Genomic DNA, 21331 nt, shown 5'->3' with positions numbered 1-21331 from the left:
GCTCCGGGCCGGCCCCTCCCCGATCCCCGAGCGCGCGTCCGCCGAGCCCCCCGTTCCCGGCGGACGCGCCCACCCCCCTCCCGCGCGCGCCACCGAAGGAGAACACCCCCGCGATGACGACCACCGCCCCGGCGGCGAGCACCGCCAGCGCAGGCACGACCGCCATCACCAACATCGCCGCACTGGTCACCAACGACCCCTCCCTCGGTGACGGGACCCCCATCGGCCTGATCCAGGACGCGGCCGTCGTCATCGACGGCGACCGCGTCGCCTGGGTCGGTGAATCAAGCAAAGCACCCGCCACTGACAACGCCGTCGACGCCGGCGGCCGGGCCGTGATCCCCGGCTTCGTCGACTCCCACTCCCACCTCGTCTTCGCGGGCGACCGCACCCAGGAGTTCAACGCCCGGATGTCCGGCCGCGCCTACTCCGCCGGCGGCATCCGCACCACCGTCGCCGCCACCCGCGCCGCCACCGACGCCCAGCTCGACGCCAACGTCGCCCGCTACCTCGCCGAGGCGCTGCGCCAGGGCACGACCACCATGGAGACCAAGTCGGGCTACGGCCTGACCGTCGAGGACGAGGCCCGGGCCCTGCGCATCGCCCGCGAGCACACCGACGAGGTCACCTACCTCGGCGCGCACATCGTCCCGCCCGACCACGCCGACGACCCCGCCGCGTACGTCGACCTCGTCACCGGCCCCATGCTCGACGCCTGCGCCCCGTACGCGCGTTGGATCGACGTCTTCTGCGAGGAGGGCGCCTTCGACGGGGACCAGGCCCGTGCGATCCTCACCGCGGGCCGGGCGAAGGGCCTGATCCCCCGCGTCCACGCCAACCAGCTCTCGTACGGTCCCGGCGTGCGCCTCGCCGTGGAACTCGGCGCCGCCTCCGCCGATCACTGCACGCGTCTGACCGACGCCGACGTCGACGCGCTCGCCCACGGCTCGACCGTGGCCACGCTGCTGCCGGGGGCGGAGTTCTCCACCCGCGCCGACTGGCCCGACGCCCGCCGCCTGCTCGACGCGGGGGCGATCGTGGCGCTCTCCACGGACTGCAACCCGGGCTCGTCCTTCACCTCGTCCATGCCGTTCTGCGTCGCCCTCGCCGTACGGGACATGGGCCTCACCCCGGACGAGGCGGTCTGGTCGGCCACGGCGGGCGGCGCGGCCGCCCTGCGCCGCTCCGACGTCGGCCGGCTCGCCCCCGGCGCCCGCGCCGACCTGGCCCTGCTCGACGCGCCGAGCCATGTGCACCTCGCGTACCGCCCGGGCGTGCCGCTGGTCTCCGCGGTCTGGCGGCGCGGCCGACGCGTCCACTGACCCGCGCGTCGGCCGACGGGGCGCGCGTCGACCGACAGGCCGACCGGTGAACGCGCCGGTCGGCCGGCACGCGGGTCCCACGGCTCCCGGCCGGCCGCCCTCAGCCCTTCAGCGCCGCCACCTCGTCGATCTTCGGCCGCAGCTTGCGCACCGCCCAGGTCTTCACGTACGGCTTCAACCGCCGCCGCATCGTCTCGAAGTGCTCGTCCCCCCGCGCCGACGACACGTGCTCGTAGTCGTCCAGGAACTGCCACCAGCTGACGCACGCCGCTTCCAGGTGCCCCAGTTCGAGCTGGCGCTGGGCCAGCACGGCGAGGAAGTGCACCCTGCCCTGGCGCTCGTTCTTCGCCTGCGTCTTCAGCGACTGCTGGAGCGCCGTTATCGACCCCGGCAGGTCCTTGAACTCGTACAGGACGTGCGACATGTGGAACAGGTACGCGGTGTGGTCGTAACCGCCCACCGACTCACGCCGGTTGTCCGCCTTCGTCAGCGCGGTCTCCGTCTCGCGCAACCGGGCGAACGCCTGGCGCTTGTCGCCGACCATCGCCGCCGAGTGCGCCTGCTGCCCGGACAGGAACGCCCGCAGCCGCGGTCCCGCCTTCGGCGACGCCTCGGCGGCCGAGTCGGCCAGTTCCAGGGCGCGTTTGCCGTAGCCGAGGTTGGACGCCTGGAGCGACATGCCGCGCAGCGTACGGCAGTACGTGACATGGTCCTCCGCCGCGCCCGCCAGCTCCAGCGCCCGCAGGTAGTACTGCTGACCGAGGCCGTGCGCGCGCTCGTACATCGCCATCCACCCCGTCAGGTAGACCAGGTCGGAGGCCGCCGACAGCATGTCCTTGCGTACGGCCTCGGGCGCCTCCGCCTTCAGCCACGGCATCACCGTGTTCACGAGGAACGCGGCGGCCATGGGCCGCGCGTGTCCGCCGCCGAGTTCATCGAGGATGTCCGCTATTCGGTCCGTCATCGTGCGTACGGCCTGTACTTGCGGGGCCCCGATCCGGACCGTCCGCTTCCCCGCCGGTGGCGCGTTCCGGTCGGCGGCCTGCGCCAGATCCGGGAACAGCGGCACCACGATGGCGGCGGAGAACAGCCCTGCGGCGATCACATTGCGGCGCGACGGGTCCATATCGGCCCTTCCCATGTCGACCAGTTCTTCCAAGGTGTTGACACCAGAAGAGCCGGGCGGGGCGGACGGGCCAAGAGCGCCAGGAGTTCCAGGAGTGCCTTCGGAGCCCGAAGTGAGAGAAGTGAGAGTGGATGTGTATGTGGAGGACACAACCGGCAGGCCGGCTTCCGCATGGGTCACCGGACGCCCCAGCTTGCGCGAGAACGCCTCGACGATCAGTGGTCTGGCCTGCTCCTTCGGCATGGTCCCCGCCACCCAGTGAGAGACCGCGGACTGGTCGTAGCGGAGTTCGAGGCCCGCTTCCGCGCCGATGCGATTGACGATCTGCGCGAACTGGGATCGTGACCATTTCGCCTGATCGAGCAGGTTCGCCAACCCGGTATTGGGCGTGCGTGAGTGACGTGAGTTACTCGCCATGTTTTTAACTCCCCCAAGCGTTCATGGCTTTCATTCTCAGACCTGCCCCCCACGGTACCCACGGAGGGTAATGACGCGGTTTTCTCTTCGTAGACGACGAACGGCCGGTCAGGCCGGACACGAAGATCGGGGGCCAAGGTGACCACAGTGACAGACCATAGAGCCGCAGGCACAGGGAAAAGCGCGCGTACGAAGGCATTGGCATATGACGAAATTGCCTTTGATGTCATCGCTCTGGACGCCGATCGCGCGCTGGCCCCGCACCGGATGATGCCGCCGCCGCAGGAGATCGCCGATCTCACCGCGCGGCTGGTCACCCATGGCGCGCGGCTGGTCTCGGTCGTCCAGCGCATCCCGGCGGCGGAGCACAGCGTCCGGGCGTCGGGCGCGCTGAAGGACTGGTACGACCTGTCCGGCGGCGGGCCCGGCGAGGGGGCGATGGCGCACTGGGTCCACATGCGCGCGCTGGCCCGGATGTGCCGCACGTTCATGGTTTTTCTCCACGAACGGGAAGGGCACCGCCGGCCATGACGCCAGAAGGCAGGCAGCAGGCGTGGTTCGTCGTCGCGGTCTGCGCGCTGGGGCTCACACTCGCCCTGGTCGTGGGGCTGCGGCTGTGATCCGCGCCGACCGGACGCGCCGAGCACTGACGGCGCACGGTGGCGGAGCGGGTTGTGCGCGGAGCGGTGGCGCGTACCACTGGGGTGCCCACCTCTGTGGGGCGCACCTTTGTGGGGCGCGCCTTTGTGGTGCGTGAAGCCGAGCGGGTGGGGGAGTTCCCACTCGGGGACGGTCCGATCCTAGAAGCGGCCGGTGGCTTCGGACAGTGGTGGTTCCGGCCCCTTTGGCGGGGCCGTGGTGAGGTCCGTACCGCCCCATCCGCTGAATTCGTCACCAGATGGGCAACTGGCACTGTCCCGGAGGGATTCGGGCGGGTATCGTCCTGTCGGGCGTGGGGACGCGGTACGGGGGTTCGCGGGTCCACGAGGCTCATGGGGGGATGTGACCGGGGGGTCGAGAATTGAACGTTCCGCCGCATGTCCGGTCCAACGGCGCGCAGGACGACGCACAGAGCGCTGTACGGAACGGTGCACAGAACGGCGTCCGGGACGGCGTAGCCGGTGCCGCGCACATCCGGGTGATCGCACCGGGTGAGCTGTCCGAGGCGGACGCCGAGGTATGGCGCGCGTTACGGGCCCGGTCCGGCACGCCGGCCAACCCGTTCATGGAACCGGAGTTCACGCGCGCCGTGGGCCGGGTCCGGCCGTCCGCCCGCGTGGCCGTCCTCCGCGCGGATGATGGCGTCGACGGTGCCGACGGTGCTCACGGGAGCGGACCGGCCGGCTTCTTCCCGTACGAGAAGGGCCCGTTGGGCCACGGCCGGGCGATCGGCTTCGGCGTGTCCGACACCCAGGGAGCGGTGCTCCGCCCCGGGCTGGAACTGCCGACGGCCGCGCTGCTGCGTGCCTGTTCCCTCGCGGCCTGGGACTTCGACAACCTCGAGGCCGGGCAGGAGCTGTTCGTCCCGGACGCCGCCGCGGAGTTCGAGTCGCCGGTCATCGAGCTCGGGGAGGGGTACGAGGCGTACGAAACGGGCCTGCGCGAACGCTCGCCGAAGTTCTACCGCACGACGACCGCGAAGGAACGCAAGCTGGGCCGCCGTGAGGGCGAGGTCAGGTTCGTCCTCGACGAACGGGACCCGGCCGCGCTGCGCACGCTCATGGCGTGGAAGTCGGCGCAGTACCGCAGGACGGGCCGCCGCGACCGGTTCGCCCAGGAGTGGATCAGCGACCTGGTGCGGCAGCTCGCCCACACCCGCGCGCCGGGCTGCTCCGGGCTGCTCTCCGTGCTCTACGTGGCGGGGCGGCCCGTCGCCGCGCACTTCGGGCTGCGCTCGCGCACGGTGCTCTCGTGCTGGTTCCCCGCGTACGACCCCGAGTTCGCGAAGTTCTCGCCGGGGCTGATCCTGCATCTGCGGATGGCCGAGGCGGCGGCGCGGGAGGGCATCACGATGCTCGACCTGGGGCGCGGCTCCGCCGAGTACAAGGACGCGCTCAAGACGGGCTCGCTGCGGGTGTACGAGGGCTCGTCGGTACGGCCGGGGGCGCGCGCGGCACTCTCCTGGCTGGCCCGCGAGCCCGCACGCCGGGCGCACGGCTTCGTACGGGACCGGCCCAGGCTGGCCGGGTACGCCCAGCGGGCGCTCAGACAGGTGGGCCGGCTGCGCGACAGGTGACGGCGCGTGAGGGGCGCGAGGAGCGGAAGGGCGCGAAGGGCGCGAAGGGCGCGAGGCGGGGGAAGCGGGAGCCGACAGCCATGACGTACACACAGAGGGCGGCGAGCGCCGGGACCGCGCGCCTGCCCGAGTTGCCGCCGGTCACCGTGGCCGATCTCGATCTCGACGGCCCCGGCGGGTCGGTGCTCGCGCTCCGGCCCGCACCAGGCGGCCCGCCCCTGGAGGCCGGAGACGTCTACGCGCTGGTGCGCTTCCGGGGCCGGCCGGTCGCCACCGTACGCGCGCGGGTGCCGGCCGGGGAAGATCCGGCGCGCGTCCTCGTCGCGGCTTTCCGAGCGCAGTGGGACGACCGGGACGGTAGCGGCCACCGGGACGGCAGAGACGACCGGGGCAGGGGAAGCAGCCGGGGCGGGGGAGAAAGCAGGGGCGGCACGGAAGCGGCGGCTCCGGCTCCGCCCCGTACCACCGTCGTCGTCGCCACCCGCGACGGCGCCGGGCGGCTCGCCGGGGCCCTCGACTCGCTCCTCGCCCAGGACCACCCGGACTACCGGGTCCTCGTCGTCGAGAACGTGCCGCGCACCACCGCCGTCCGCGAACTCGTCGAGTCCCGCTACGCCGGCCGGGTCGACCTCGTCCGGGAACTCCGTCCCGGGCTGGCCGTCGCCCACAACCGCGGGCTCGCCGCCGCCGACGGCACGGTCGTGGCCTTCACCGACGACGACGTCGTCGCCGATCCGCACTGGCTGACCGCCCTCACCACGCCGTTCGCCACGGACCCCGGTCTCGGGTGTGTCACCGGCCTGATCCTGCCCGCCCGGTTGCGCACGCCGGCGCAGATCCTGCTGGAGAGCCACGGCGGCTTCGCCAAGGGGTTCAGGACCCGGCTCTACGACCCGGCCGGGCCGCCCGCCGGCGAACCGCTCTTCCCGTTCACGGCGGGCAGCTTCGGATCCGGCGCCAACATGGCCTTCCGGGCCGATGCCCTGCGGGCCGTCGGCGGGTTCGACCCGGCGACCGGCACGGGCACCCCGGCCAAGGGCGGCGACGACCTCTACGCCTTCGTACGGATCCTGTCCGCCGGCCACCGGCTGCGCTACACGCCGGAGGCGCTGATCTGGCACCACCACCGCGAGACCGCGCGGGACCTGCGCGACCAGGCGTACGGCTACGGTGCCGGGCTGACCGCCTACCTCACCGCGGTCCTGGTCCGGCGGCCCGCGCTGCTGCCCGCCCTGCTCGCGAGACTCCCGCGCGGACTCGCGCACGCCCGCGCGATCACGGCGCCGCGGGCGCACGCGAGCGGCGCCGGTCCCAGTGGCGCCGCCGACGCCGGCAGCAGGAACAGCGGTGGTAAGGGGACAGACGGCACGGGGGGCGAGGGTACGGGGGCCGACGGCACGTGGGTGGCCGGTGCGCCGGGCGCGCACGGCGCTCAGAGCTACCCGTGGCCGCGCTCCCTCTCCCGGCTCGAGCGCCGGGGCATGCTGTACGGCCCGTTCGGTTACGCGCACGCGCGCGTGCGGGCATGGGCGCGCGAGAGCGGGAGACGGACATGAGAGCCCCTGATGCCTCCGCACGCGCCCTCCGCACTCCCGGCGCGATACCGGTCCTCCTCTACCACGCGGTGATGGACGACCCGCCTTCCTGGATCGCCGAATTCACGGTCACACCGAGGGACTTCGCCGCTCACCTGGACGCGATCGTGGCCGGTGGCCGCACCCCGATCACCGTCAGCACGCTCGCCGACCACCTCCCGGCCGCCTCGCCGGGACACCGGACACACCGGCCGACGACGTTCCCTTCGGCACCGGAGGCGTCTCCGTCTGCGTCTCTGTCTGCGTCTCCGCCTCCGCCTCCGTCGACGCCGGCACCGCCACCCGCTCCGGCACCGCCGGTCGCGCCCCTGCCGCCCCGGCCCGTCGTCCTCACCTTCGACGACGGCTTCGCCGACCTCCCGGGCCCGACCGCCGAGGCGCTCGCCGCCCGCGCGCTGCCCGCCACCGCCTATCTGACCACCGGCGCCATCACACCCGGCCGCACCAGCCTGCTGCCGCCCGCCCCGATGATGCGGCTCGCCCAGGCACCCGCCCTGGAGTCGTACGGCATGGAGGTGGGCGCCCACACGGTCACGCACCCCCCGTTGGACACCCTCCGCCCGGCCGCTCTCCTTGGTGAACTCCGCGCGTCCAAACAGGCGCTGGAGGACACCCTGGGGCACGAAGTGGCACATCTGGCCTATCCGCACGGCTACAACAGCCGCGCCGTGCGCCGGGCCGCCGCGTCCGCCGGTTACTCCTCCGCCGTCGCCGTACGCCACGCGCTCAGCTCGGCGCACGACGAGCCGTACCGCATCGCCCGGCTCATCGTGCGCCGGCGCCACACCGTGGCCGACGTCGAGGCGTGGATGGCGGGCGCTCCCGCCCGGGGCGAGCGGGCCCGGGTCGCGCCCTTCCCGGACTCGCCGGCCACGCTGGGCTGGCGGCTCTACCGGAGCGCGCGCGCCCGCGTGCGCGGCCCGGAGTTCGCGGGATAGCGACGGCACCACGGGACAGGGGCCGATCCCGGTCGCCTCTTCACAGGGCCCGATTCCGGCCACCACCCCGTACGGCCAACTCCCCTGCGCACCAAAGATGTACGAGAGCACCACAAAGGCGAAGAGAGTTCCTATACTTTCCTATACCGCGCTTCAGGGGACAGCGGCGTGACGGCCGCGACCACATCGGTGGGGGGAGTCGTGCCGTGCAGCAACGTGTGCCCTCGCCGGGCACGACGAGGAGCGGTGAGCCGTCCACCGCGCGCCCGCCCGGCATCCGTCCGGGGCGCGAGACGGCCGCCGGGGCGGCCTCCGGGGCGGGAGCGCCGCATCACCGGCCCGGGCACGGTCCGGGACCCGGCCCCGGGGATCTCGTCGTCGCCCTCCTACGGCCCCAACTGTTCTTCTCCTGGCTGCCGCTCGCCGTGGCAGCGGCCCTGTGGACGTGGTCCTTACCCAGGATCGGGTTCCGTCACATGGGGGACTTCGGCCTCCTCGACCGCTTCCCGGTCGCCTTCTACGCCTCGTTGGCCGTGCTCTCGGCCGGCTTCCTCGTCAGCCTGCGCCGGGCCGGGACGGCTCCCTGGTGGCCGTTGACGTACTGCGTCACCATGCTGGTCGCGCTCAAGGCGCCCCCCGCGCTCCTCTACGACTCCGTCCGCTACGCGTGGGCGTCCAAGCACGAGGAGGTCATCGCCCGGCTGCTGGCCGAGGGCACCGTCGAACCCCGGCTGCGCCTGTCCGGCGGCATGTCCGCGTACGACCAGTGGCCCGGGTTCTTCTCGCTCAACGCGGCGCTGGTCAGGGCCTTCGGTATCGAGGGCGCCGCCCCGTACATCAACTGGGCCCCCATCGTCCTCGGCGTCCTGATGCTGCCGGTGCTGGTGCTGATCTACCGCACCTTCACCGACGACTGGCGGCTGGTCTGGACCGCCGTCTGGATCTTCCAGCTGGCGAACTGGGTGGGGCAGGACTACCTCGCCCCGCAGGGCTTCTCCTATCTGCTCTTCCTGGCCGTCCTCGCCGTCGTGCTCCGCCACTTCGTGCGGCCCGGCTCCGCCGGGAGGCTGCGCGACCGCACCCGTCTCGACCCGGCGTCGGCCGCCGTACCGCCGCCCACGACCCGGCGCCAGCGGGCCGTCGCCCTCGCGATCACCGCCCCGCTCATCGCGGCCGTCAACGCCTCGCACCAGCTCACCCCCGTCATGCTCTGCATGACGCTGCTGGCGCTCTGCCTCACCCGTCGCCACCGCAACATCGGCCTGCTCGCCGTCACCGGCGTCATCATGATCGTCTGGGATCTGACGATGGGACGCGTCCTCTTCCTGGACACGCTGGCCACGCTGCGCGACTCGGTGGGCGACCTGATGCGCAACTCCCGCGCCGGGTACGCCGGTCAGCCGACCGGTCCGGGGCCCGAACTGGTCGGCACCGCCAACATCGCGATGGTGCTCGTGCTCGGCGGACTCGCCGTCACGGCCGTCCTGCTGCGCCGCGGGCTCGCCCGGGGGGCGCTGCCGCTGCTGCTGGCAGCCGCCGCGCCCGTACCGCTCTTCGCGGTGAACGACTACGGCGGCGAGATGCTGTTCCGGGTCTACCTCTTCGGGCTCCCCGGTACGGCGTTCTTCGCCGCGGCGGCCCTGGTCCCGGCCGCCGCCGGGACGGCCACGGCACGGCGCGTGGCCAGGGCGACCGCCCGGGTGGCGCTGCCGCTCGCCCTGGTCGCGCTGCCGGCCGGCTTCCTGCCGTCGTACTACGGCAAGGAGAGCATGCAGTACGCGCCGCGCGGAGAGATCGAGCTGGTCAGGAGGGCGTACGACCGGGCGCCCGACGGCGCGCTGATCCTGGCGGCCACCGGTTCCTTCCCGGCCGCCTACTACCGCTACGACCACTACGAGCGCTGGTTCTTCACCGAGCAGGAGGTGCCGGAGAACCTGAAGATGCTCAAGGACCCGGCCGGCTATCTGAACGCGGGCATCGCGGCGGGCCGGCCGGCCTACGTGATCCTCACACCGACCCAGGAAAAGGCCACGACCGGGGAGGGGCTCCTGCCGGTGGACGGCTTCGCGCGGCTGACCGCCGCGTTGAAGCGCTCGCCGTACTTCCGGACGGTGGAGGAGGGCCGGTACGGGCTCGTACTCCAGCACGTCGAGAGCGCGCGGGTCACGGACACGGGCACGCCCGCGGACAGGAACGCGGTCACGGGCGCAGACGCCGGCCCTGACACGGACACAGGCACGGACACGGACACGGACACGCCCGCGCGATGACGTACGCGACGTGCCGGCACCGCGAGACGCCCCGCCGGACGCGCCGGACGCACCACCACACGCACGAGACGCACGCGGAGGTCTGACGCCACCATGCCCGCCACCGAAACCGGCGCCCGCCCCCGGCGCTCGCCCCGCTCGTCCCGCCTGCTCCGGCCGAGCCGTCCCTGGCTCAGAGCCGTACTCGCGCTCTCCGGGTGGGCGGCCCTCGCGGCGACCGCGCTGCCCGGCGGCTCGCCCGCGCGCTGGATCCCCGTCCTGTTCTTCGTCGCCGTCGGCCCCGGCTGCGCGCTGCTCCTGCCACAACCGCCGGCCGGCCGGCTGCGGCCCGCCGCGCGGATGGAGGTCGTGGCACTGGCCGCGCCGCTGAGCCTGTCCCTCGCGACGCTCGACGCGACGGCCCTCCATCTGGTGGCGGGGTTCTCGGTGCCGCTCTTTCTGGGGTCGCTCGCGGCGTTCTGTACGGTGGCGGCGCTGCTGCCGGGCCTTCCCCTGCCCGCCGCCACGCGCGGCGCCGTCGAACGCGAGCGCCCCCGCGACGGACGGTCCGGAAGCCGGAACAGCGCCGTGAGTGACCGATGACGCGGCGGGGGGACAGGGGGGAGTGGCCGGCCCGGGGGGAGCCGTCGGCCCGGGGGGAGTGGCCTGCGTGGCGGGAGTGGCCGGCGCGGCGTCTTTCGGGCCTCCGGGCGCGGCGCGTTCCGCAGGCCCGCCGCGCCACGTACCTGGCCCTCGTCCTGGCCGCCGTGGGCGCGCTGCTCGCCGGGATCGGCGTCTGGCTGATCCGGGAGGAGGGGGCGGAGGACAAGGAGCCCGGCGTCGCGGGCACCGGGCTGCCCGGGAACGCCGCGTCCGGCTCGTACCCGGACGGCACGTGCGCCCCCAGCGCGTCGCTGGAGCCCCGCTGCGGGGCCTGGTGGGGAGCGTACATCCCGTACGCCCGGAGCGGTTCCCTCAAGGACGCGGTCCACGACTTCGAGGCCAAGATCGGGCGCGAACTCGACCTCGTCTACAACTACCACGACATGTCCAACACCCCGCGTGACGGCGTCCTGCTCACCCCCGACGAACAGGAACTCGGCCGGGACCGGCTGCTGATGCTGGCCTGGGAGTCCACCGTATGGACCGAGCCGCACCACGAGAACTGGACCGAGACACAGCTCGGCTGGGCGAACGTGGCCGCCGGAAAGTTCGACGAGGAGATCATCGATCCGCAGGCGCGACGCCTCAAGGCGTACGGCAAGCGCGTGTTCCTCTCCTTCGACCAGGAGACCGACTTCCGCACCCCGGACGCGGGGACGCCGGAGGAGTTCGTCGCCGCGTACCGCCATGTCCGCGACCGCTTCGAGCGACTCGGCGTGGACAACGTGGTGTGGGTCTGGACGGTCTCCGGCTACCTGGGCAACGCCGGGCTGATGAAGGCGCTGTACCCGGGCGACGCGTACGTGGACTGGATCGGCATGGACCAGTACAACTACTACCTCTGCCACGACTCCGCCCGCTGGCTGGACTTCGACCGCAGTCAGCGCCCCTCGTACGAGTGGCTGCGCGCGAACATCTCCGACGAGAAGCCCGTCATGCTCGCGGAGTTCAGCACGGCGCCGGACCCGGAACGGCCGGACCGGCAGCGCGACTGGTACCGGCGGATCCCGGAGGTCGCGCCGACGCTGCCGAGGGCGCGGGCGTTCGTGCACTGGAACCGTCCCGTGCCGGGTGAGCACTGCGACCTGACTGTCAACGAGGGGCCGGCGCTGGAGGGTTACCGGGAGGCGGGCCGGGCCCCGTACTTCAACCAGCCCGTTCCGACCCGCTGACCGCGTCGTCGGCCGGTGGTGCGGCGGGGCGGCGGACGAGGCCGTCAGCGGGGCGGAACCTCTGTCACGGTGCCGGTGCCGCTTCCGGTATCGGTGTCGCGGTGCCGGTGCCGGTGCCGGTGTCGGCGCCGGGCGCGGTGATGCCGTACGGCCGTCCCCGCCGCTGCCACCAGCAGCGGCCCGGCCGCCATTCCCAGCCCCAACGGCAGGGCCGCCGCCGCGAACGCGTGCTGTGCCGCCCAGCCGGCCACGACGAGCACCCACAGCGCGCTCGACGCGATCCGGCCGTCCGTACGCGACACTCGCAGCGCGACGGCGGCCGACACCAGGCAGAGCAGTTGCAGCACCACCGGCAGCAGGCGCGCCAGGTCGTCCTGCGCAGTCAGGCCGTGGTGTGCCGTCAGGCCCTCGTGCCCGGCCGCGCCGGCCGCGCCGGGCAGCCGGCCGAGGACATCCACGGCCGCGCCGTGCCAGGGGCCCGACGCGCGGTCGGGCGGGACACCGAGCAGCGGCGGCGCGGTGTGCAGCGCCGCGAACGTGATCAGCGGGACGACGGTCAGCAGCACGGGTCCTGGCCGGACGAGCGAGACGACCGCGCACTGCAGGACGATCAGCAGGATGCCCGCCACCAGCGTGAGCGGTGGCAAAAACGCCAGCAGCTCGGTGCCCGTCAGCTGATCGCGGCCGATGTCCACGGCCCGGACCAGCGGGGTCCAGAACAGCCCGGTGGCCAGCCCGAGCAGCAGCCACACCACGCTGATCGCCCGGCTCTCGTCCGGCGGCCCCTCGTGCGCGGGCCGGGCCGCCGGCGCGGGCAGCGGCGCGGGCAGGCCGAAGGACAGCGTCGGGGTGTCGCGGGCGCCGTCCAAGGAGGCGGCGCGCGCGGCCCAGGCAGTGCCGTACCCCTGGTCGTGGCCCGTGCCGTCCGCGGTGCCGCGCGCGGCTTCGTCCCCGTACCCGTACTCCGCTCTGTGCCCCTCTTCGTACCCCGCTCCGTTCCCGGCTCCGTACTCGGCCCGTTCGCGGGCGGCTTCCGTACGGCCGCTCCGCGCGGCCTTCCGCGCCCACTCGGTGCCGTACTCCTCGTCCGTCCACGCCGTTCGCGCCGTCCGCGCCGCCGACGGTCGCCGTACGTGGCGGGCGGGCCCGCCGTCGCGCAGGGCCGAGCGCAGCCCCGGCGCCGCCACCAGCGCGATCAGCGTCATGGACAGCAGCATCGCCAGCCCGGCGCCGGAGATTCCGGCCGGACCGAGCAGGACCAGCGCGCCGCCGAGCACGAGCGCGCACATGGCGCCCTGGAGCGCGGCGAGCATGCCCGTACGGCCCTGGACGCGCAGCACCCCGATGTACAGCTCGACCACGACCCGGGGCAGGGCGGCGGCGGCCAGCAGGCGCAGCACCGTCGTGCCGTGGCGTGCGTAGTCGGCGCCGAACGGCGCGAGCACCTGCGGCGCGAAGACCACCAGCACCAGGACCACCGGCACCAGCAGGACCGCCATCCGGCGCAACGCCCCGCGCACCCCCTCGGCGAGCTTGCCCGGGCTGTGCGAGGCGTGCGCGGTCAGGGAGGAGGCCATGTTGATGGCCATGAACTCCATCGTGCCGCCGACGGTGTACGCCGTGTAGAAGAAGGCGTTGTGCGCGGCGTCGAAGCGGACGGCGACCAGCACCGGCAGCAGGTTGATCATCGCCAGGCTGAACAGCGCGCCGACCGAGTCCCCGGCGAGGAACCGCCCGATCTCGCGGAGCCGGGGCGGCTCACGGTCGTGGTCGGCGGCGGCCTGCCGGGGGACGAGCCGGCGGAAGACGAGCCAGCCGAGCGGCAGTACGGACAGGGCGATGGCCGCGGCCCAGGAGACGAACACGCCGAGGACGGGCAGCGCCGTGGCGAACACGACGAGCAGCAGCAGTTTTCCGAGGGAGAACACGGCGTTGCCGACCGGCACCCAGAAGGCTTTCCGCAGGCCGGTCAGGACCCCGTCCTGGAGCGTGAGCAGCGCCCAGGTGACGCAGGAGGCGGTGAAGAGGACACCGGCCGTGACCCCGCCGAGCGGCGCGTAGGACGGCCCCCACAGGTCCAGGGTGAACAGGAAGACGGCGCAGGCGAGGCACACCACCAGCGAACTGACCGCGTACGCGCGCCACACCAGCGGGCCGGTGGCGCGGCCGGCCCTGGGCACGTAGCGGACCACCGCGCCGATCATGGTGGTGGCGGTGAGGGAGGCGAGGAGCCGCATGGCCGCGATGGCGGCCGAGCCCTGGCCGACCGCCTCCTCGGTGTAGTAGCGGGCGGCGACCAGCCAGAATCCCAGGCCGAGGGCGGCGGAGACACCGGTGGAGACCATCAGGGCGTAGGCGTTGCGGAACATGGGGTCCCCGCCGCCGGACCGTTTCCGCAGGGTCCCCGGGCCGCGTCGGGGCGCGGGGACGGCGGCGCCCGTGCCGGCGTCGGCACCGGGTGCCTCCGTGGGGCGGCCGGGGCCCTGTAACCGGGTGATGTCAGCCACCGATGCCACCGATGCCACCGGTGTCGTGGGTTCCACCGATGCCGCCGGTGCTGCGGGTGCCGGTGTCGCGGGCGCCACGGGTGTTGCTCGAAGCACCGCTCGTGCCTCTTGTGCCGCTCGTGCCTCTCGTGCCGTTGCTCGTCTCCGGTGGGGCCGCCGGCCGGATGCCGGCGGCGCGGAGGATGCCGATCACCTGATCCGCCCGGCGGGGGTCGACGGGCAGCGCGTGGCGCGCGAACCAGGCGGCGCCCTCGGGGGCGGGCGACGGATCGGTGAACGCCTCGCCCGCGTAGGCGTCGAGCGGCGGATCGTAGAGGTAGCCGGTGGTGATCCGGTGCCGGGCGAGGGCGGCGACGGCCGCGTCGCGGTCCTCGACCAGCAGGGGGACGCGGAAGAGGGGCTGTCCCTCCCCCTCACCGGCCCCTGAATCGGCCCCTGAATCGGCCCCCGGACCGGCCCACGGACTGGCGAGCAGCCGCCGCGTACCGCTCCGGTGGACTGTGAGCCGTTCGTCGAGTCCGGCCAGGAGCCGCGCCGTTCGTCGCAGGCGCACCCGGCTCGGCCGGAGCCGGTAGTCGTGCATGTCGACCCGCACCCAGGAGTGGAACCTGTCGAGACCGGGCGCCGTCCCCAGGGCCCGTGCCAGCTCGCCGGGCCGCAGCGGCATCCGGATCTCCGGCCGCTCCTCCCGCCCCAGCAGCCGCAGCACCGCGTGGGCGGCGCGGGCGAGCCGCAGCCCGCGCACCCCCGCCTCCGCGTACGGCCGCAGGGCGTACGCGAGGTCGGCCGTGAGCCGCGACGGGACGAGCAGTGCGTCCCGCTCCGCCGCCAGCCGCGCACGCATACCCGGATCCGCGACCGCGAGGAAACCGCCGGTCTTCGCGCCCACGTGCTTCGACAGGCTGAACACCGAGGCGGCACCGAACGTTCCGACCGGGTGGCCCCCGACCCGGCTGCCGATGGCGTGCGCGGCGTCCTCGATCAGCGGGATGCCCGACGCCTCGCAGCGGGCGCGCAGCTCGGGCGCGGGATCGGGATTGCCGTACAGATTGGTCGTGAGCACGCACGACAGCGAGCGCCATACGGACTCCGGCACGGCGGCCGGGTCGACGGTCCCGTCCCACGGACGCAGGGGTGCCTGTACGGGACGCAGCCCGGCGGCCAGGACGACGAAGAAGATCACGTCGTCGTTGACCGGGGACATCAGCACCCGCCCGCCCGGTGGACACCAGTGCCGCAGCGCCACGTACAGCCCGAGGCGGCACGACGGCACGTACAGGCACTCCCTGCCGAGCCGGCGGCGCATGGACGTCTCCAACGCCGCGTACGCCGAACCCCCCGCCGGGCAGCCCTCCCCAAGAGCCATACCGCTTCCCCCTGCTTCCCCTGCCCCGGCTCAATGTGTCCCATATGGGACGAGCCGTCAACAACGCCTCGGAGGACCGGGGCGAGACCGTCGTCGGGGCCGTCGCCGACGTCGTCGACGGGCCCCGACCCCGGCGCGCGCACGGCGGACCGCACCGCTACTCTCAGCCGGATGATCGTCCGCCGTCCGCTGCCGCCCCCGCCTCCCGAGGACCCTCACGCCTGGCCCGACCGGGAAACGATGCTGGCGGACCGGGCCGCGGCCCTCACCGAGCTGGCCAGGCGCCGGCTGGCGGCCGGCCGGCTGGTGCTGCTCTGGCTGACCGGACTGGCCGCCGCCGTCGGCTGGGCGGCGGCGGGGCTGGCGGTGCGCAGCCTCGAACTCGGCGGCCTGAACCTGCCGACCGCGCTGGCGGCGCTGGTGCTCGCGGCGGTGCTGCTGGCGGTGGCGGGCGTCGGGCTGGACTTCTGGCTGCGTCAGGGGCGTGTCGTACGGGAACGCCTGGAGGCCTGGGCCGACCTCGCCCGGGACCCCGCGACGGACGTCCGCGCGCGGGCGCGGCGGCGGTACGTGACCTGGCTGGTGGTCTCGCTCGCGCTGTGCGCGGTCGGGGCCTGGACGTTGTTCCATCTCGTGGCGCCGGGAGCGGACGCGGGCGTCGGAGCCGCCGCCGGCACCGTGCCGGGAGCCGGTTCCGTGTCCGGAACCGACACCGCCCTCGTTCCCGACCGGGAACCGGGCGCACCGGCGGACGCGGACTCCGGGGGCCTCGGCGGGACGGTCTACGTGCTGGGGTGGTCGGTCACCTGCCTGATCACCGGCCTGCTGGGCGTCGCCCGGTCCGTGGGGCACCAGCACTGGTCGGAACGGTTGCTGAGCGCGGTGCCCGAGCGCTGGGGCGGTGGCGCGCACCGTTGACGCGGGTCACCGCCCCCTGTCACGGCGCTCGGCCTCCGGCGCCATGAGCCGTACGGCGACGGTGGCCAGCCAGCCGCTGGGGGTGTACGGGGCCGGCGGGGCCACCTCCATGCCCAGTTCGGTGACGGCCACGGCGTGGTCGGTCTCACCGAGGGGCAGGGCCAGCAGTTCGTGCAGTTCCCCCGCCAGCGCGGCGACGAGGTCCGGGTGGGTGCCGGCCAGGTAGTCGCGCAGGGCGGCGTCGTGGTTCTCGAACTCGGCCGGCATGGCCTGGGAGAACCAGCACCCGAGGAACTGCGCCAGCTCCGGGAAGCGCGCGTGCCACTCCCAGTGCGTCCGAGGTGTCGCGGGCGGCGGGGCCTGCCCGGTCGTGACGCTCTGTTCGACGCGCTCGGCGAGGGCCAGGAGCCAGGGCCGGATCTCGTCGTCGGGCAGCCCGACATCGGGTACGGGGATGTCCGCGCGGTCGCCGCCGGACGCGGCGCACTCCCGTAGCTGCCGCCCGGCCACCGCGAGGGCCCAGGGCCGGGTACGCCAGGTGTGCCGCAGGTACGCGGTCAGGGCCTCCTCGTCCCGGGCGAGCCGGCCCAGGTGGGCGCCGACGACCTGGTCCAGTTCGCCGTACGCGCGGTCGTGTTCGAGTGGTCCGAGGGGCATGGACGGCTCCGGAACCGGCTAGAGGCGGACGGGAAAGGACGCGTGGACGGCGAAGCCGCGCGGTTGTGCGGAGTCACGGCGGAGGACGACCCGCGCCGCCCGGACCGCGCGCGCCTCTCCCGCGATCCGCACGTGACCGACGGGCGTGTCCCGGGACGGCCAGGCGGCCTCGACGGCCAGTCGCCCCCGGCCGGTCCGGGCGAGCCAGCGGCGGATGACCTGCTCATGGCCGGCCAGCACCTGACGGGTCGCCCACTCGGCCGTCTCCGGGTCGGTATAGGCGGCGGATCGTTCTCGCACAGTCGGTTGCCTCGCTCTCGACGGTTCCGCCGGAGGACGACCCCGCTGACCAGGAACCATTCCCCCGGATCGACGCCGCCCAATCCGGCTGGTCGCTATTCGGCGCGGTTGCACACCGTCGGCCGTACGGCGGCCGGGTGGCCGATCAGCATGGCCGGCGCGCCCGCGACACGGGTGAGGAAGACGGTCGCGGCGTTCGGGCCCTTGAGCTTCATACGGCGGCGCAGTTCCTCCGGGTCCACCGCCGAGCCGCGCTTCTTGACCGTCAGTACACCGACTTCGCGTTCACGCAGCAGCGCCTTCAGTTTCTTGAGGCCGAAGGGGAGTTCGTCGGTGATCTCGTAGGCGGTGGCGTACGGGGTGGCGCGCGCCTCGTCGGCGGTGATGTACGCGATCGTCTCGTCGAGGAGCCCGCCGTTCAGTTCCTCCGCCACCTCCGCCACCAGATGCGCGCGGATCACGGCTCCGTCGGGCTCGTACAGGAAACGGCCCGGCCTGCGCGCCGGCGGGTCCGGCAGACCACGGGAGGTGAGCGTGGCGCCCGAGGGGAGGAGCGTGGCGCGCCGGGTGCCGCCGACGACGGCACCGGGTACCTTCGGCGCCCCGGCGGGCGCGGAGGTGTCCGGCCGGCCCTCCGCGTGCGCCTGGGCCGCCCGTGCCGCCCGGCCGTCGTGCCAGAGCACCGCCTCCTTGACATCGCCGCCGTCGGAGATCCACTCGGCCTCGAAGTCGTCGGGGACCAGCTCGTGCGGGATTCCCGGGGCGATCTTGATGGCACCCAGGCCCGTCCGGCGTACCGCGTCGACCGCCCAGGACAGTGGTGGAGAGTACGCCTCCGGGTCGAAGATCCGGCCCCGTCCGCCGCGTCGCGCGGGGTCGACGAAGAGGGCATGGGGCGGCGTCCCGCCCGGTTCCGGGAGTTCCGTCTCGCGGACGTCCTGGCACCGGACCGCCGGTGACGGCGCGTCGGGGGCCAGCGTGCGCACATTGGTCAGCGCGATCTCGCAGGTCAGCGGGTCGAGATCGACACCCGTCACGGCGAACCCGGCGCGGGCCAGCTCGATCGCGTCCCCGCCGATGCCGCAGCAGAGGTCCAGGACGGCGGCCCCCGCCTCCGGGGCGATGCCGCGCAGCCGCGCGGCCCGGTGGGCGGCGACGGCGGTCCGGGTCGACTGTTCGACGCCGTGCGGCGTGAAGTACATGCGGCCCGCGTCCCGCGCGCCGAACTTGGCCGCCCCGCGCTGCCGCAGCCGCGCCTGGGCCAGTGCCGCCGACACCAGCTCGGCCGGGTGGTCCCGGCGCAGCCGGGTGGCGACGGCGAGTTCCCGGGCCGGGTCGTAGTCGCGCAGTTCGGCCAGGAGTGTCTGGCCCTCGGAGGAGAGCAGGGGCGCGAGGTGCGGGAGGTGCGGGGCGGGAGCGCGGTCGTTCACCCGCCCCATTGTGAGCCAGTTGTGAGCCGGGCGGGGGACGGTGCGCTGCGGACAGCGGTGTCGTACGGCTGACGAACGACCGGCGCTGACAAGATGCGGCGCCATGCGACTAGTACGACAAAAAGAAAAAATGACATCGAAGGTGATGGTTCGCAGGGCCCAGAGGGTCGTCCTCCCCGCCTCCGCCTCCGCCTCCGCCCCGGCCTCCGCCTCCGCCCCGGCCTCCGCCTCCGCCCCGGCCTCCGCCTCCGCCCCGGCCGCTCCCGTGGTCCCCGTCGTCCCCGTGGTCCCCGCCGTGCTCGCGGCGCTGCTCGTCGCCGCGCTCGGCTCCGGGTGTTCCGCCGGTTCCGGCGAACCGGGCGGCCACGCCTCCGCCAAGCCCGCCCACGGCCAGGAGGCGGCCCACAAGCCGGGCTCCGCCGCCGCGCGCGCCGCGTACGCCGAGAAAGTGCGCCGTACGCAGGCCGCGCGCGCCGTGGCGGCCAAGAAGTGGGGGCTCGCCAAGACCCCGCTCGCCGCTCCGCCTCCGCCGGCCGTCAAGCCGAAGATCACCACGCGGAAGGGATTCGAGGTCGAGGGCGGCGAGAACCTCCCGCCCGTCTTCACCACCGTGCCGGTGAAGGGCAAGAAGGTCGTCTTCCTGACCATCGACGACGGTTCGGAGAAGGACCCCGAGCTGCTGCGGATGATGAGCGAGCTGAAGATCCCGTACACCGCCTTCCTGAGCGACTACGTCATCAACGACGACTACGGGTACTTCAAGCAGATGCGGGACCGCGGGGTGACCCTCAACAACCACACCCTCAACCACCCGTACATGCCCGGCCTCTCGTACGACGAGCAGAAGTACGAGATCTGCGGTCAGCAGAAGGTGCTGCAGAAGCAGTACGGGAAGCGGCCGGTCCTCTTCCGCCCGCCGTTCGGCAACTACAACGTGGACACCCTGCGCGCCGCGAAGGCGTGCGGCATCAAGGCGGCGCCGATCTGGGCGGCCGAGGCGTTCCCCGACCACATGGAGTGGCGCGAGTGGGACCGCGACATGCACCCGGGCGACATCATCCTCACGCACTTCCGCGGGTCCGACGAGTGGAACGGGTCCATGACCGACATGGTCCGGCACGTGATGAAGGTGATCACGGACAAGGGGTACGCCGTGGGCCGGCTGGAGGACTACGTATGAGCCCCGCGCGCCGGCTGCTGGCCGGGGTGCTGGCAGCCGGCGCGCTCCTGACCGCCGGCTGCGCGCAGTCGGTGGACCCGATCGAACGGCTCGGGCGCAAGGCGGCGCAGCGGATGAGCCCGCACGCCCCGCTCCCCGCGCCGGCTCCGGCGCCCGCGCCGTCCGGCCGCGCGCCGGCGCTCCCAGGCGGCCCGTCGGCCGAGCGGTCCGCGGTCCGGCTGCCGGTCGTTCACCGGCCCTGGGCGGGCCGCCCGGCGACCGCGCCGGGCGCCGGGCGCCGGCCCGCCTGCGACCGGGCCGACGAGCGGTCACCCGTACGGCCGCCCGTCCGGGGGCGGCCAGCACGGCGGGAGGGGGACCGTACGGGCGCCCGTGGGCGGATGCCGCACGCGCCGCCCTCGCCGCCCTCGCCGTCCCCGCGGGCCCGGCACTGCCCCCGCCCGTACGGCCGCCCGTCCGTCGGGCCGTACGACGGCGACAGGCCGGGTGCGACGTACACGACCTGTCAGGGCGCGACGCATTCCGGCGGGACGTATCCCGGCGCGACGTATCGAGGGCGACGGGCCGGGCGCGACACGCCCGGGGAGCGGCCCCACACGCCGCCACACCGGCGCACATTGGCACTCCGCTTGACCGAGTGCTAATCGCGGTCATAGTCTCAGGCTTGGCACTCCCCGGTGGAGAGTGCCAAAACGAGCGACGGGCAGGTCCGGCACCCGCGACGACGGATCGACCTGGTCGCCACCCTCAGACAATTGACCCCGTGAGATCTCCGAAGGGGGAGGTCGGATCGTGACGACCGCCAGCACCAAGGTTGCCATCAAGCCGCTTGAGGACCGCATCGTGGTCCAGCCGCTCGACGCCGAGCAGACCACGGCCTCTGGCCTGGTTATCCCGGACACCGCCAAGGAGAAGCCCCAGGAGGGCGTCGTCCTGGCCGTCGGTCCGGGCCGCTTCGAGAACGGCGAGCGTCTCCCGCTCGACGTCTCCGTCGGCGATGTCGTTCTGTACAGCAAGTACGGCGGCACCGAGGTGAAGTACAGCGGCGAGGAGTACCTCGTCCTCTCGGCTCGCGACGTGCTCGCGATCATCGAGAAGTAGGCCGGACGTCTGGGGGACGCCCCCAGCGGCTCCGGATCCAATTTTTTGCTTGTGAACTGCGCCCCTGGCCCCCCTGCGACAGCCGGGCGGACGGGGGCGCAGCTCATAGGAGCGGTAGCGGTCGCCAGGGGTGGCCGAGATTCGCAACGAGAGG

17 protein-coding genes are annotated in these 21331 nt (G+C 73.7%); 11 read left to right on the top strand and 6 right to left on the bottom strand.

The window, feature by feature from the left end; all coding sequences use genetic code 11:
- Positions 1–113: 113 nt before the first annotated feature.
- On the top strand, positions 114–1322 hold the full coding sequence (gene hutI, locus IG02_RS0115950) for an imidazolonepropionase (protein ID WP_051765105.1): 1209 nt from the start codon (positions 114–116) through the stop codon (positions 1320–1322).
- Between the two features lie 100 nt (positions 1323–1422).
- Here hutI and IG02_RS0115945 read toward each other — a convergent pair whose 3' ends face one another.
- On the bottom strand, positions 1423–2865 hold the full coding sequence (locus IG02_RS0115945; protein ID WP_030747439.1) for a hypothetical protein: 1443 nt from the start codon (positions 2863–2865) through the stop codon (positions 1423–1425).
- A 147-nt stretch (positions 2866–3012) separates the two neighbouring features.
- On the opposite strand from IG02_RS0115945, the gene IG02_RS0115940 reads away from it, so the two are divergent.
- From IG02_RS0115940 to IG02_RS0115900, 7 genes are all read left to right on the top strand, one after another.
- Positions 3013–3396, top strand: coding sequence for a DUF6415 family natural product biosynthesis protein (locus IG02_RS0115940; protein WP_158712306.1), 384 nt, complete (start codon positions 3013–3015; stop codon positions 3394–3396).
- Between the two features lie 601 nt (positions 3397–3997).
- Positions 3998–5101, top strand: a complete 1104-nt coding sequence (locus IG02_RS0115930) for a GNAT family N-acetyltransferase (RefSeq protein ID WP_030747434.1) — start codon at positions 3998–4000, stop codon at positions 5099–5101.
- Between the two features lie 80 nt (positions 5102–5181).
- A complete protein-coding gene (locus IG02_RS0115925) occupies positions 5182–6657 on the top strand; it encodes a glycosyltransferase (RefSeq protein ID WP_037803133.1) in 1476 nt (491 codons plus the stop codon).
- Positions 6654–7634: a polysaccharide deacetylase family protein gene (locus tag IG02_RS38305; RefSeq protein ID WP_051765101.1), complete on the top strand. Its 981-nt coding sequence runs from the start codon at positions 6654–6656 to the stop codon at positions 7632–7634. The genes IG02_RS0115925 and IG02_RS38305 overlap by 4 nt, the downstream gene beginning before the upstream one ends.
- A 206-nt stretch (positions 7635–7840) precedes the next feature.
- Positions 7841–9904 carry a hypothetical protein gene (locus IG02_RS0115915; protein ID WP_234314761.1) on the top strand — a complete coding sequence of 688 codons (2064 nt, stop codon included), beginning with the start codon at positions 7841–7843 and terminating at the stop codon, positions 9902–9904.
- A gap of 93 nt (positions 9905–9997) precedes the next feature.
- Positions 9998–10486, top strand: coding sequence for a hypothetical protein (locus tag IG02_RS0115905; RefSeq protein ID WP_107055613.1), 489 nt, complete (start codon positions 9998–10000; stop codon positions 10484–10486).
- A gap of 164 nt (positions 10487–10650) precedes the next feature.
- Positions 10651–11718: a glycoside hydrolase family 26 protein gene (locus IG02_RS0115900; RefSeq protein ID WP_234314760.1), complete on the top strand. Its 1068-nt coding sequence runs from the start codon at positions 10651–10653 to the stop codon at positions 11716–11718.
- Between the two features lie 44 nt (positions 11719–11762).
- Here IG02_RS0115900 and IG02_RS42855 read toward each other — a convergent pair whose 3' ends face one another.
- Positions 11763–14225 (bottom strand): hypothetical protein, encoded by a 2463-nt coding sequence (locus tag IG02_RS42855; protein ID WP_051765099.1) that lies wholly within the window; start codon positions 14223–14225, stop codon positions 11763–11765.
- Positions 14218–15591, bottom strand: a complete 1374-nt coding sequence (locus IG02_RS0115890) for a DegT/DnrJ/EryC1/StrS family aminotransferase (RefSeq protein ID WP_078854519.1) — start codon at positions 15589–15591, stop codon at positions 14218–14220. Before IG02_RS0115890 ends, IG02_RS42855 begins: the two co-directional genes overlap by 8 nt.
- Before the next feature lie 171 nt (positions 15592–15762).
- Here IG02_RS0115890 and IG02_RS37820 point away from each other — a divergent pair, with 171 nt between their 5' ends.
- Positions 15763–16509, top strand: a complete 747-nt coding sequence (locus IG02_RS37820; protein ID WP_051765098.1) for a hypothetical protein — start codon at positions 15763–15765, stop codon at positions 16507–16509.
- A 6-nt stretch (positions 16510–16515) separates the two neighbouring features.
- Here the strand turns inward: IG02_RS37820 and IG02_RS0115880 are convergent, their stop codons facing one another.
- Genes IG02_RS0115880 through IG02_RS0115870 form a run of 3 tightly spaced genes read right to left on the bottom strand, consistent with a single transcriptional unit; the run spans position 16516 to position 18905 of the window.
- A complete protein-coding gene (locus IG02_RS0115880) occupies positions 16516–17166 on the bottom strand; it encodes a contact-dependent growth inhibition system immunity protein (RefSeq protein WP_030747406.1) in 651 nt (216 codons plus the stop codon).
- An 18-nt stretch (positions 17167–17184) separates the two neighbouring features.
- Positions 17185–17526 (bottom strand): RNase A-like domain-containing protein, encoded by a 342-nt coding sequence (locus IG02_RS0115875; RefSeq protein WP_158712305.1) that lies wholly within the window; start codon positions 17524–17526, stop codon positions 17185–17187.
- A 35-nt stretch (positions 17527–17561) separates the two neighbouring features.
- Positions 17562–18905, bottom strand: coding sequence for a class I SAM-dependent methyltransferase (locus IG02_RS0115870; RefSeq protein ID WP_234314759.1), 1344 nt, complete (start codon positions 18903–18905; stop codon positions 17562–17564).
- 286 nt (positions 18906–19191) lie between these two features.
- Here IG02_RS0115870 and IG02_RS0115865 point away from each other — a divergent pair, with 286 nt between their 5' ends.
- Positions 19192–20076 (top strand): polysaccharide deacetylase family protein, encoded by an 885-nt coding sequence (locus IG02_RS0115865; protein WP_030747397.1) that lies wholly within the window; start codon positions 19192–19194, stop codon positions 20074–20076.
- A gap of 792 nt (positions 20077–20868) precedes the next feature.
- The gene (groES, locus tag IG02_RS0115855; RefSeq protein ID WP_023539274.1) at positions 20869–21177 is read left to right on the top strand and encodes a co-chaperone GroES; all 309 of its coding nucleotides are present in this window, start codon (positions 20869–20871) and stop codon (positions 21175–21177) included.
- Positions 21178–21331: the final 154 nt, after the last annotated feature.

Source organism: Streptomyces sp. NRRL F-5135 (genome assembly GCF_000719775.1).
Classification (GTDB): domain Bacteria; phylum Actinomycetota; class Actinomycetes; order Streptomycetales; family Streptomycetaceae; genus Streptomyces; species Streptomyces hebeiensis.
Note: the sequence above shows the minus strand (reverse complement) of the source record. Positions and strands in the feature narration are given on the sequence as shown.